This window comes from Sphingomonas albertensis (assembly GCF_014358075.1).
GTDB classification, from domain to species: domain Bacteria; phylum Pseudomonadota; class Alphaproteobacteria; order Sphingomonadales; family Sphingomonadaceae; genus Sphingomonas; species Sphingomonas albertensis.
Genome location: NZ_JACONT010000008.1, coordinates 17,604 through 30,046, shown reverse-complemented (window position 1 = coordinate 30,046; position 12,443 = coordinate 17,604). Strand labels below are relative to the sequence as shown.

Sequence of the window (12,443 nt, the reverse complement as noted above, 5' to 3'; positions counted from 1 at the left end):
CTTTCTGAACCCCAGCGAACGCAAGACCTTCATCACCGGCGGCACTATCTTGCGCGGACTGTCGGCACCTCGGCAATGTTGGTCGTCCATGCCGGTGATCGCATCTCCGACCGCATTTTCCACTCGCGCTTGAACCCCTGCGTGGCCGTCACCGCCGTCCATGTGCCGAACTTGCCATTGATCGCGTCGAGTGCCCCCATCAGTCGGTCGCGCTTAGCTGTATCCTCCTCGAATAGCGTGCGCGGCCGCTCGTCCTCGGGAAGCAGATCGTCGAGCATGATGCCGGCCTTCGTGTAGGCGTAGCCGTCGCGCCATGCCTTTTCGGCACCGCGCCTGGCAGCCGCGATAAGTTCTAGGCTGTCGTTCGTCATCGGATGCAGCGTCACCATACGCGATCCGCCATACTGAGGCCGATCAGGCTTGTGTTTGTTCGTGTGAAAGAACGCCGTCAGGCGGGCCGCAACCAACCCGTGTGATCGCAGCTTCTCGCCAGCCCGCAACGCGTATTGCGACAGCGCCCCCATCATTTGTTCGAAGTCGCAGATCGGCGTCCCGAACGACCGGGTGACGGCCATGCCCTTCCGCCGCGGCTCGACCGCCTCGACCGCGTTAGACGGGACGCCGCGCAGCTCAGCAACCAGCCGCTCGAGGACGACCGTCCCGACGGCGCGGGCTTGCTTCATCGGCATTTCTCGTAGCGCGCCGGCGGTATGAATGCCTAGATCGATCAGCTTGCGTGCGGTCGCACCACCGACGCCCCACACGTCACCAACCGCGAAAGCATGCATCACCTCGTGCCGCACGTCGTCGTCACGAAGATCGGCCACACCGCCGAACTGCGGGTTCTTCTTGGCCGCCGCGTTTGCCAGCTTCGCCAGCGTCTTGGTGTCCGCGATGCCGACGCACGTGGGTATCGTCGTCCATAGCTGAACCTGCGCCCGCATTGCGTTCGCGTGGGCGACAAGATCACGGCCCTCGAACCCGGCCAGATCCAGGAATGTCTCGTCGATCGAGTATATCTCGAAGTCGCGTGCGAAGGACGCGCACGCGGCGATCACCCGACGCTGCATGTCACCGTAGAGCGCATAGTTCGACGACCGGACCTGAATGCCGTGTTGCCGGACCTTGTCTCGCAGGTGGTGGATCGGGTCACCCATCTTGATGCCGAGTGCCTTCGCCTCTGCCGATCGGGCGATGGCGCAACCGTCGTTGTTCGACAGCACGATGACCGGCACGCCCACCAGGCTGGCATCGAAGGCGCGCTCGCACGAGACGTAGTAGTTGTTGCAGTCGATCAGGGCGATCGGCGGGCTCATGCCATCTTGCGCGCGACGCCGACGACCGTGCCCCAGATCTCGACGTGCTCGTCGACCAGAATGTCCGCGAACCCTTCGGCCTCGGGCACGAGCCAATGGCGGCCGTCGACATAGCGCAACCGCTTGAGCGTCCGGTCGCCGTGGACCAGTGCAACCACGATCGAACCGGCCTTCGGCTTTCTGGCACGGTTCACGACGATCATATCACCGTCGCTGATGCCCGCACCGGACATAGACCGACCATCGACGCGCATGATGTAGCTGGCGGCCGGATGCTCGACGAGCCATGCTCCAAGGTCGATCGGTTCCTGCATGTCGTCTTGGGCCGGCGACGGAAACCCGGCCTGCGTGTGGACGAGGAAGAACGGCACCTCGCAGGGCACCAGTTCGAACGGGACGTCGTGAAGCCGCAGGACCTCCTCGAAACGGTTCAGTGCGACAACGACCGGGTGGTTTCGGTTGGTCGAGTACACGACCTAGAGGATCGCGGCGAAGAGAAGCTGCTCGTGCCGAGCGGCAAGGACCGATCGGGCATCCTGGGCCGCGCCGACGGCTTGCCTATACTCCACCGTGCCAAACCGCTCGGCCTCGTCGAAGCTGAAGGGAGCAGGGTCCGCTGACGGATAGACGTTGTTGTATATGGCGCGGGCAGCCGCACGTAGCCGCAGATCGTGCTGCATTTCATTGCTCCCTCAGTGTCGAGTCGCCGCAAGCGGCGTCCCCATAGCTGGGCGCAATCCGGATTGATTCGCAAGAACATTGCAAGAACATCGATCTGATGCGATTGGTTGGACCGACGATTCGAGGACGCCAGATGACTGAGCACGATGACGACCAGCAGGAGCCAAGGCCAGCGTTCGGCCAGTGGCTCATGACGCAGAAGGATCGCAGCGACCTCGTCGGCCAGCTTGCGATTGGAGCAGTCGCCGATCGCCGCTTTCCCCGGAACGGTGATCCGGAAGCCGTGCGCAAGCACCTCAGTGCCATGCAGGCCGAGGGCGACATGTTCGCGGCAGTGGACGATGCCGAGTCGGACTGGTTGTCCGCGTGATGCAGGACGCATGGGAACAGGCGTTCGCGCTTATGGCGGATCATGGACAGAGGGGCGCATGCGAGATCGTTGCGTCGGGCATGCAGAAGCCGCTCCCGGAGAAGCCCGAGCTGTACCGGCAATGGGAGTTGCTAGCCGATTGTCTGAACGCCGTGGCGGATGCCGCCCGGACGAAGCACTGATGCGGCTGTTGGGGCCATGATCGCCATCGTACCAGCGACGGTCTTCTCATGCATAGTGACGCGCGTTCATGACGGTGACGGTCCTCTATGGTGCTCGAGCGGTATCAAGGTTCGGATCGCCGGTGTTCAGGCGCCGGACTTTGAGAGCACGTCACCGTGTCGAGCGGTAGACCCGCGGCGAGTGAACTATCGCTGCGACAACGCCGCTGCCAAGCGCAGCCAGCAGATCGTTGAGCGGCTGGTACTGGGGAAGGCGCTGCGATGTGAGCCGACTGGTAGAAGCTACAGCCGCATCGTCGCTCGGTGCACGCTGCCCGATGGTCGGTCACTGTCATGCGCGACTATCGCGGCCGGCGCCGCGGTGCGATGGGATCGGTATTGGCGGCAGTATCGGATGAATGACTGTCGTTAAGGCGCTGTAATTCAGACGAGCCTTGCGGTGCGCGTCTGCGTCACGAGCCTGCACAATTGCATACCCCCACTACATGTTTGGGCAACTGCGACAGCGGATAGGCATCCTAATTGCTTGTTACTGCGTCCCGGTAACATTTCAAGTCTTGGCCACAGACCGTTCTTCGGGAATGGCAACATCAAGCGCGCAGATCCGGATTTGCAGGTTATGCCTGTGATCCATTGGCCGGCAATCGCTGTTTCATGATTCAAATCGGTTGAGGAAAATGAGATGACGAACGTAGTTTTGCGCGGTTTCCTGATCACGATCCGTTGGAGCGGACCGGTGTGACATGAAGGCTGGTGGTCGGCGGTTCCGTCTACGAGAGAGTGATTGTTTCAAGGAGAGCGAAATGCGTCGATCCGGCGTACTGTTGATGCCCGCGCTGATCTCACTGGGTGCGTGCGCATCCATCCCACAAGTCGTGATGAACCCGCCCCTCGCCGGATCGCCGGAGACCATCGCCGTTTCTGTTGGACCGTGCTTCGGCTTCTGCCCCGTGTATGACGTGGTGCTCTCTCCAAACGGAGACGTTCATTTCTCAGGCAAGCGCCATACTGCCGAGGTGGGCGATCGCGACCGCCGTTCCAGCCCCGAAGTCTATCGGGCGGTCGCCAACGATTTCGCAGCATTCCGCCCCGCGGATGGAACGACGGCGCGCGTCCCATGCACCGCGGCGATCAGCGATACGTCGTCATATACGATTACCTGGACCACGGCGGACGGCCGTCGCACGGTCGCGACGCACCAGCGGGGCTGTTCGGATGGTCCGGGACATGAACTCGACAACATACTCGCTACCCTGCCGAAACGTCTGGGCATCGTCGCTTGGGCTCAGCAGACGACGCGGCCGGGGTTATCGCGGGGTTGAGCGGCGAGGCAGGCTGAGAAAGCAAGATCCGCGCGACGTGCCGTCTTGCACCAGCGGCATCCGGCGCGCGTGATCACTGATGTTGCGCTCCCGCTTCCGTTCGAAATGGCCCGCCTCGCGTTGAAGATGCGGATGGCGGGTTTCGGCCGTCGCCGGCGCAAGTCCTCGGTTTCAATGCCTAAAGGTTTTTCGGAGCAAGGTAGAAGGCGTGGATGTCGTATGCAGTCTATCCCGCGACCATGTGAAGCGCTGCGTTCTCAACTCGCGACTGATCGCATGAGGTTGCCGAGAGGCGATGAGACCTTCTGGCCAAGCGCTCTGACCTCGGAGGCCGTTCTTTCGGCGTCGTCCTGTCCGAACATCAAGGATATCCTCTCCGCACCTTTCGCACGGGAGGTGACGGCCTTTGCGATCACAACCCAGCGGTTGCGACGATGAGAGCGATGCGGAACACGCCGTGACCGACAACGGTCCGGAGTGGTTCGTGAATGCGGAACGCGGCGAGACAGAACGCTGCGATGACGCCCTCCGCCGCAACGGGACCGCTCGCGTCCAATGCGTCCGCGAGATCTTGGAAGCGCTGTCTGATAAGGTGACGGAGTCGGATGTGATCGCCGGGACCAGGTATGCCGGAAAGACCGAGCAGGGCCTCGCTTACGGCGGACTCGGCCGATGCGAACGCCTGGACGAATTGTTTGCGCCAAGCGTTCACGGACTGGGCTGCTCCAATCCAGCGGGCCTCTTCCGGCAAGTTCGGGATCGCGGGGGTGGTGACGGAGATGCTGGGATAATGACGCAATGTCGTTGCCACGCCGTTCAAGCCGCCGAACGGACTCGGCGCTGCCGCGTGTCGGTCTGATGGCGAGATTCCGGACCGCCAAGATCCACCGGGTGCGAGACACCCACGTTCGCCAAGTGCAGCCCGACGACACGATGCCGCCACTTCGGAACGAAGAGCGTATCCGAGTTTCCGATTTATCGGGCTGGGTGATATGGTTCGAACGTCGGGCGAATGCATCCCCGTTCCATGGGCCGCGGTCGACATTTCGGCCATTGATGGACGTCGATGAGCAAGGGAGCAGATCAAAGGCGGCAGGGGCATGCGGTAGCGAGCATGATCGGTTCCATGGTCTTGGGACTGGCCTTCCTGTTCGGGGCGTACCCGACGACGACGAAGGCGGATGCGCAAAGGCAGATCACCCACAGCAGCTGGACGACGGCCGACGGGGTTCCCGGGATGGTGTCCGCTCTGGCGCAGACGCATGACGGGTATCTCTGGCTCGGCACCTACGAGGGACTCTACCGGTTCGACGGCGTCACCTTCGAGCGGATAGCTCCGGCAGACGGTCATCCATCGGGCGCGATCCCGGTCACGGCCGTCTTCGTATCCCACGGCGGCGAACTCTTTGTCGGATATGCAGGGAAGGGGGGCGTCGAGGTCTATCGGAACGGACGTCTGGTCCGTGTCGCCATGCCCAGCGCGCCCGGCGAGATCACCAGCTTCGCCGAGGATCGGGAGGGCGGCATCTACGCCATCGGCGGCAGGGAGCCCGGTGCGCTGTACCGCTTCCGGCGAGGCGCCTGGGAGCATGTCGATCAGCGTCGGGGGCTGCCTTCCGAAACGATATGGTCGGTGTTCACGGCCAAAGACGGCACGGTCTGGGTCGCCACCGCGAAGCACCTATTCTTCCTTCGCTTGGGCGCGACCCGGTTCGAAGACACCGGTGAACGATTGTTGGACGGGGCGGGGTTCGCTCAGGATCGGCAAGGCGACATCTGGATCTCAGGACCGTTCGGCACGCGCATGGTAGCCGACTACCCCCACGGACACCGCCGTCCGCGCAAACCGGTCTTCTACTCCGCATTGGCCCCGGTTAGCCGCGTCGCGCTGCTGTTCGCTCGCGACGGAGCCCTATGGGGCTCGACCTACACCGATGGACTCTTCCGCATCGACGCGCCGGGACGCATCCCTTCCAGCGACGCGTCGATCCAGCACTTCCGCACCAGCGACGGCATGACCTCCAACCAGGCCGTCGCCATCCTTCAGGATCGCGAGGACAACGTCTGGGCCGCCACGGAGAACGGCCTCGATCAGTTCCGGAGGGCCGACGTCGAGCAGGTCAGGTTGCCGGCTCAGACGTCTCCACGCGGCTACAAGATGGCGGTCGACGCGAGCGGTGCGATATACGTCGCTGGCGGGAAGACGCTCTACCGCGCCGGTTCCAACGGCATACCCATGCCCATCAGGCCGGCGATGCAGCCCAGCGCATTATGCGCCGACCCGTCCGGCGGCATCTGGATGGCGGTGGGCGGACGCATGGAAAGGCTTCGTGGCGACCGCACGGTCGGCGTCTTCGCGTTGCCCGGAGCGCAGGCCGTGACGGGGTGCGGGGTCGACCGAGCGGGGCGGCTATGGGTCGCTCGGCCGAGTGCCGGAGTGTTCTTGCTCGATCACGCGAAGTGGCGCCGCTTCGCTCTTCCGATGAACGCGCAACGTCCCAAGGACATCATCATGGACGGCGCGGGCAATCCGGTCGTGATGTTCAGCAATCGTGCCCTTCTGCTCGTCTCCGCGAGTGGGACCTCCCGGTATCTGGACGGCGACACCATCGGTGTCAGTGGACTGACCGGAGTCTTCCCGACGGACTTCGGTCTGCTCGTCGCGGGCGGTACCGGAATAGCACGATGGAACGGACGCGGCTTCAACCGCCTGTCGATAGACGAATACCCTTGGCTGCGCGGCGTCCGGGGGCTCGTGCAGACCAGAAGCGGTGAAACGTGGATGCTCAACAACAAGGGGATCCATCACGTCGCGTCGACGAGTCTCCGAGCAGCCTTCGATCACCCGCATACGGCCCTGCCGCACCTCACGCTCGGACAGGAGGATGGATTGTCCAGCCATCCTACGGGCGAGGAGGGTGCTCAGGCCGCGGTAGCCGAGGACGGGCGGATCTGGTTCATCACTCGACAGAGCGCCGTCCGCGTCGATCCGTCCAGGTTGATGTCCAATCCTCGGGTGCCGACCGTTCTCATCCGCGGCCTGACAGCGAACAGACACCGCTATGCAGATCCGATGGCGGTGGATCTTCCTGCCGGGACGAGAAACCTCTCGATCAGCTATACGGCGTTGAGCCTGTCCGTGCCGAGCCGCGTGCGTTTCCGCTACAGGCTCGAGGGCGTCGATGCCGACTGGGTCGATCCCGGAACGCGGAGGGAGGCGTTCTACACCAATCTGGGTCCGGGCAGCTATCGGTTCCGCGTGATGGCATCGAACGACAAGGGCATCTGGAACAGGCAGGGCGTCGATCTCCCGATAGTCATTGCGCCGACCTTCCTTCAGTCGCGGATATTCCAGGCGATGTGTGCCGTCCTTGCCGGCGTGCTGCTGTGGTTCCTCTTGAGTCTGCGAGTTCGGATACTGACGCGGCGCATGCGCATCAGGGTGGCGGAACGGACCAACGAGCGTGAACGTATCGCCCGAGAACTCCACGACACGCTTCTGCAGGGCATACAGGGACTGATGCTGCGCTTTCACGTCGCGGCGCAGTCCGTGCGCGACGAGGGTACGAGACGTGAACTCGAGGACGCCATGGATCGCGCGGACGACGTGCTGGTCGACGGTCGCGATCGCGTCCATGCGCTCAGGGCGATCGATACCAGCGACGATCTCGAAGGGGTCGTCCTCGCGCTCATCGATCGCCAGGACTTCCCATCCGGCATCAAGATCAACTTCACTGCCAAGGGGAAGGTCCGTTCGGTGGCGCGCGAGTGCATCGCCGAGGTCAGCGGAATCGTAGGGGAGGCTCTCTTCAACATTAGGCGCCATGCGGAAGCGTCGGTCGTCACGGTCGATCTGACATTCGCCCTGTTCAGCATCACGGTCTCCATACGCGACAACGGCATCGGCATACCCCCGGACGTTCTCGGTGCGGGCGGAAGGCCAGGGCATTTCGGCCTTACCGGAATGAGGGAGCGGGCAAGGGAGCTCGGAGCCAAGCTGTCGATCCGTTCCGTTCTGCGCGAAGGGACGGAGGTGCGCCTGGTACTTCCCGCCCCGACCTGGCGTTGGCGAACGACGCCGGGAAGCTGACGAAGATCCATCGGGGGCGGACCAGTCGGCGCACGTTCGATGCGAAGGTCATCTCCTCCAGTCGGATGCAGTGGTCTTGGGACAGACGTTTCTAAGCACGCCTCTCGGCAGAGTGTCCGGCTGTGCCGACATCCGCGCCGCAGCGCGACGGCTTCACGATCTTTTGGACAGGGCCTGATATCTCTCGTAGCTCTTCTGCATGTGCAGGCGTGCCGTCCTGCGCGCGCGCAGAGGATCTGCCGCCTCGATGGCGGAGTAGATCGCCTCGTGGTCCTTGTTTATCGTCCGCGCGTAGGCCTTGTGCGCAGCGGGATCGTCGGCCTGGAGATACAATCTGCGCGAAGGGATCAGACGCACGCCGAGGAAAGAGGTGAAGCGCGCGAAATAGTCGTTGCCGGTCGCATGTGCGATCGCGGCATGGAAGGCGGCGTCTGCCAGGACCGATCCGTCGACGTCGGAACTCCGCTCCATCGCGGCAAGCGCGTCACGCATCTCGGCCAGATCGGTATCCGACCGCCGCTTGGCGGCGAGTTCGGCCATCTCGCTCTCGAAGCCCATCCGCATCTCCAGAAGCTTCAGGACGTCCTCGATCGCCTCCACCTCCTCGGGCGTCACCTGGAAGGCGCGGTAATGTGCAGCCTCGGCGACGAAGGCCCCTGATCCCCGGCGTGATTCGAGCAGGCCGCGGGCGGCCAGGCGCGCGAAGGCCTCGCGGACGACCGTCCGGCTTACGGCGAAGTCCTCGGTGATCTGCTTCTCGGTGGGGAAGCGCCCGCCGGGCAGCAACTCACCGGCCTCGATCTGGCTCTCGAACCGCCGAACCAGATCGTCGGCGAGGTTGGCGGCTTTCGTTACCTTCATGAGTACGCTTTACCACCCGAAGGAGGGGGCGCCAGCCACCTCCTTCGGGTGCGGCTACGGTTCGTCTCCGATGCCGCCTGCTCCTTGCCGGCAAGGACCCATCGGTCGGCTCGGCGATCCTGGTACAGGCGCGCGTCGCAAGCTTTCAGAACGTGAACCCGCTTCGAACGCCGAAGTAGCGCTGGCTGTCTCTTCCAGGCTTGTAGCTGACGGCCAACGTGGACGGTGACGCGGCCACGCCGTAGTTCCATACGCCGTCCCGTCCCTTGGTCAGCACGTAGTCGCGGTCGAATACGTTGTTGACGAACAGCGTCACCTTGAACGGACCGCTTCTGACACCGGCTCCCAGGTTCACCAGCGTGTATCCGCCCTGTTCGGAATCCGGATCCTGAAGAAGGCTGAACACGACGCGTGACTGATAGTGGACGCTGGACTGGAGAAACCCGGTGATGTCGTTCGTCAGAGGCTGATCGTACTGCGCATTGCCCGAGAGGTTCCAGCGGGGCGAGTTCGGTAGCGTCCGCCCCGACAGGTCCTGTATGCCGCCGACGCACCCTTGGGCGACGGTCTGCTGGGGGAAGCAGGTGGCATTGAGGAAGCGGTCCATTCGGGCGACGGTGTACGCGCCGTAGAGGTTCAGCGTCAGCGCTGTGGACGGTCTGGCGGCTGCCTCCATCTCTACGCCGTGCGACGTCACCTTGCCCAGACTGTTCAAGATGTTCTGGCCTGTAGTGTCATCACGGCTCTGCGCCTGGAAGCCGTAGAACGCCTCGTAGAAGCCGGTGAGGTTGAACGTCAGCCGATTGTCGAGGAACGTGGACTTGAGGCCGACTTCGAAGCTGTCGCCGTGTTCGGCCGGCACAGGCTGTCTAGCCGCCACGGCATCGGCGACCGGCACGCCCTTCAACGGGCCTGACGCCAACGGCGTGCGAACGGTGTAGGTGCTAGTCAGGTCGTATGCCAAGCCCTTGTAGCCGCGCGCATAGTCCGCGAACACCATCACGGTCTCGGTCGGACGGAACTGGATCGCCGCCTTTCCGGTCACGACCGTGTCCTGATCGCACGTGGAGACGGCAAGCCCGGCGGTCCCGCTCGCCGTCGAGCACCGTGGGTATCCATAGCGCACGCCGGTTCCCCGATCGATGAAGCTGTAACGGACGTCCTCGCGATGAACCCGGAGGCCGCCGGTCAGCGACAGCCTTCGCGTGACGTCGTAGGTCGCCTGTCCGAACGCGGCATAGGTCTGCTGCGCCGATCTCGCGAGATAGCTCGAATAGGCGATGCTGTTGGTGGACGGCAGCGACGCCAGACCGTTGAAGTCGCCAAGGGTGTTGGATCCCCGCACGTAGTCGCGCAGCGAGCGTGTGTCGCTGTAGAACAGTCCCGCGACATAGCGCAGCCGGCCCCTGTCGGGCGACGTGAGGCGCAACTCCTCGGTGAAGGTCGTCACCTTGAAGAAACCGCCGTTCGCCGATCCGCCCGCAGGGGCGGTCGGGGCAACCGTCCGGAAGTCGAAGGCGCTTGAATCCGTGTCCTGGAGATCAACCAGCTTGTACCTGTCGATCGAACTGATCGACGCGATCGTCGGGCCGCCATCGAACGCGTAGGCCGCCTTCACGCCCGTGCCGTAGTCGGTCGAGTCGCCCTTCGAATCAACGTCGAGCCGCGTGAGGCGGTTCTGCGACGAAGGCACGATTCCAGCGAGGATGACGTTCTGGCCAATGCGGCCGCGGGCGAACGTCACGCCGGGGCTGAGTTGATACTGTGCCGGCGCACAACAGGTCGACTTCGTCCGCACATAGTACGGCGATGCGATGATCGACGCGTTCGATTCCGGTTCCCAAAGCAGCTTGCCGCGAAGCAGAACGTCCGACTGGCCATTGAGCCAGTTGCCGGTGAACGTGTTGAAGATCGTCCCTCGATACTTGCTGTAGCTGCCCGAAAGCCGCGCCCTCAGCGTCGAGGTCAGCGGACCGGAGATGCTGCCCTGATACCGCTGTTCGCCATCGTCGGTGAAGAACGTCTCGACACGCGCCGAAAGCCGGTCGGTCGGAGCGAGCGTCGTGATGTTGATCGCCCCCGCCGACGCCGCCTTCCCGAACAAAGTGCTCTGGGGTCCCCGCAGGACCTCGATCTGCGCTACGTCGGCGAGCGCGGTGAACGCCGCGGCCTGGAAGGCCTGAGGGATGTCGTCGACGACCACCACGACGCTGGGCTGGGTGGAGATGCTGTACGCGTAGGTCCCGATGCCGCGGATGTTGATGCTGTTGTTCGCGGGCTGACTCGTCTTCGTGATGGTCAGCGACGGCGCCGTACGGACGAGGTCGTCGAAATCCCGTACGTTCGCCCGCTCCAGTCCCGCCGACGTTATCGCAAGCACGGAGGCGGGGACGTCCTGGATGCTCTGCGACCGCTTGTTCGCGGTGACCACGATGTCTTCCAGTGCGGCGCTTGGAGCGGCGGGGGAGGGGGACGCCGCTTCGCCCGCCGGGGCATCCGCTGGAGTACCCGACTGTTGGGCCTGCGCCGGTTGTGCGCAGGCGATGGCGTACGCGGCGGCGCAAGCCAGCAAGCTATGCTTCTTCATCGCTTCCTCCCATCACGCCCTGGTTACCCGGGTCGCGTCCCCCCGCAGGTTGCCGGAGGTAACGGGCTGATCATCCTCCTTCCCCACGGTATGTCAATAGTTGTAATACAACTTATGATCTAGGGGCGGAAGTCCGTATTCGCGGCTCGGACCATCGCCAGCCAGTCCTGTTGGGAGTGAACGTCGAGGCCACGATCCCACGCTGCGCCCATGTAGTAGACGAACGGCTTACCTGGACTTGCGCGCAGCAGTACGAGATAGTTGTCCGCATCGGCCGTCACGTCGACGATCGCCTTGGGATCGACCAGCAGGGCGACGCCCATCGTCCCCTTCGCCGGATCGGTAGGCCCCCACCAGGTCAGGCGTCCGGCAGCCCGGTCCACGGTAAGTGTGCCGCGTTTCGTCTCGTCGGTCGGATGCTTAGAGATCCCAATGCCCACTATGAGATCGCCCGGCTTGTCGGACTTCAGCGTCGACACCATCCGCGTGAAGTTCGTGCCGGCCGGCAGCGTGAAGCGCCTCGTCTCCCAGACGCTTCTCGCCACGTCCACCGGCCAACGGTCGTAATCGACGCTGAAGGACGCCGTGTCGGGCCCGTTCTGCAGTATCCGGTATCTCGAATAGTTGCGCGAGACCCAGAGCTTGTTGTCGTACCAGATGCCCAGACCGCCGGCACCGCGGAAGCTGTGGACGCCGTAGAAGTCTATGCCCTCCCCGTGGTTCGCGTGCTGGTCGCCGGTTCGGAGCTGACGATCCATGAACGGCCACCGGACGTTCTTTCCCCACGCATCGATCCCCGAACTCGAAGGCGGTTCCGCCTTCTCGAGCGGGCGTCCGTAGATGCGATGGGCAGTCCTGTCGTTCTCCCAGAGGATGTCGCCGAACCTGTAGGGAGCGAAGACGACCGCTGCCCGGGAGGTTCTGTCGGCGGCCGGCGGGAGCCCCTTGCGTTCGTCTTTCGGCTTGTCCTGAGCGTCGATGGCGATCGGCAGGGCGACCAGCGCGAGCCCCATGAATGCGCGCGTGCTCCATGC

Annotated in this window: 10 protein-coding genes; 3 read left to right on the top strand and 7 right to left on the bottom strand. The window is 63.8% G+C overall.

Going from position 1 to position 12,443, the window contains the following annotated elements; all coding sequences use genetic code 11:
• Nucleotides 1–44: 44 nt before the first annotated feature.
• From H8S47_RS05625 to H8S47_RS05615, 3 genes are read right to left on the bottom strand one after another with little or no spacing between them, the layout of a single operon-like run.
• Nucleotides 45–1,316, bottom strand: a complete 1,272-nt coding sequence (locus H8S47_RS05625) for a Y-family DNA polymerase (RefSeq protein WP_187502941.1) — start codon at nucleotides 1,314–1,316, stop codon at nucleotides 45–47.
• On the bottom strand, nucleotides 1,313–1,789 hold the full coding sequence (locus H8S47_RS05620) for a LexA family protein (RefSeq protein WP_214654955.1): 477 nt from the start codon (nucleotides 1,787–1,789) through the stop codon (nucleotides 1,313–1,315). The genes H8S47_RS05625 and H8S47_RS05620 overlap by 4 nt, the downstream gene beginning before the upstream one ends.
• 3 nt (nucleotides 1,790–1,792) lie before the next feature.
• Nucleotides 1,793–1,996, bottom strand: coding sequence for a hypothetical protein (locus tag H8S47_RS05615; RefSeq protein WP_187502940.1), 204 nt, complete (start codon nucleotides 1,994–1,996; stop codon nucleotides 1,793–1,795).
• Nucleotides 1,997–2,130: 134 nt separating this feature from the next.
• Between H8S47_RS05615 and H8S47_RS05610 the strand changes: the two genes are divergently transcribed.
• Both H8S47_RS05610 and H8S47_RS05605 read left to right on the top strand, forming a co-directional pair.
• Nucleotides 2,131–2,367, top strand: coding sequence for a YozE family protein (locus tag H8S47_RS05610; RefSeq protein WP_187502939.1), 237 nt, complete (start codon nucleotides 2,131–2,133; stop codon nucleotides 2,365–2,367).
• A gap of 985 nt (nucleotides 2,368–3,352) precedes the next feature.
• Nucleotides 3,353–3,871, top strand: coding sequence for a DUF6438 domain-containing protein (locus tag H8S47_RS05605; RefSeq protein ID WP_187502938.1), 519 nt, complete (start codon nucleotides 3,353–3,355; stop codon nucleotides 3,869–3,871).
• Between the two features lie 412 nt (nucleotides 3,872–4,283).
• On the opposite strand, the gene H8S47_RS05600 is transcribed toward H8S47_RS05605, so the two are convergent.
• The gene (locus H8S47_RS05600; RefSeq protein ID WP_187502937.1) at nucleotides 4,284–4,682 is read right to left on the bottom strand and encodes a hypothetical protein; all 399 of its coding nucleotides are present in this window, start codon (nucleotides 4,680–4,682) and stop codon (nucleotides 4,284–4,286) included.
• A gap of 303 nt (nucleotides 4,683–4,985) precedes the next feature.
• On the opposite strand from H8S47_RS05600, the gene H8S47_RS05595 reads away from it, so the two are divergent.
• Entirely contained in the window at nucleotides 4,986–7,961 is a 2,976-nt protein-coding gene (locus H8S47_RS05595) for a sensor histidine kinase (protein ID WP_187502936.1), read from the top strand.
• A 153-nt stretch (nucleotides 7,962–8,114) separates the two neighbouring features.
• Here H8S47_RS05595 and H8S47_RS05590 read toward each other — a convergent pair whose 3' ends face one another.
• The 3 genes from H8S47_RS05590 to H8S47_RS05580 form a co-directional block, all read right to left on the bottom strand.
• Complete coding sequence (locus H8S47_RS05590; protein ID WP_187502935.1) at nucleotides 8,115–8,822, bottom strand: FadR/GntR family transcriptional regulator; 708 nt, start codon at nucleotides 8,820–8,822, stop codon at nucleotides 8,115–8,117.
• A gap of 145 nt (nucleotides 8,823–8,967) precedes the next feature.
• Nucleotides 8,968–11,409 carry a TonB-dependent receptor gene (locus H8S47_RS05585; protein ID WP_187502934.1) on the bottom strand — a complete coding sequence of 814 codons (2,442 nt, stop codon included), beginning with the start codon at nucleotides 11,407–11,409 and terminating at the stop codon, nucleotides 8,968–8,970.
• A gap of 119 nt (nucleotides 11,410–11,528) precedes the next feature.
• The gene (locus H8S47_RS05580; protein ID WP_187502933.1) at nucleotides 11,529–12,422 is read right to left on the bottom strand and encodes a DUF4861 family protein; all 894 of its coding nucleotides are present in this window, start codon (nucleotides 12,420–12,422) and stop codon (nucleotides 11,529–11,531) included.
• Nucleotides 12,423–12,443: the final 21 nt, after the last annotated feature.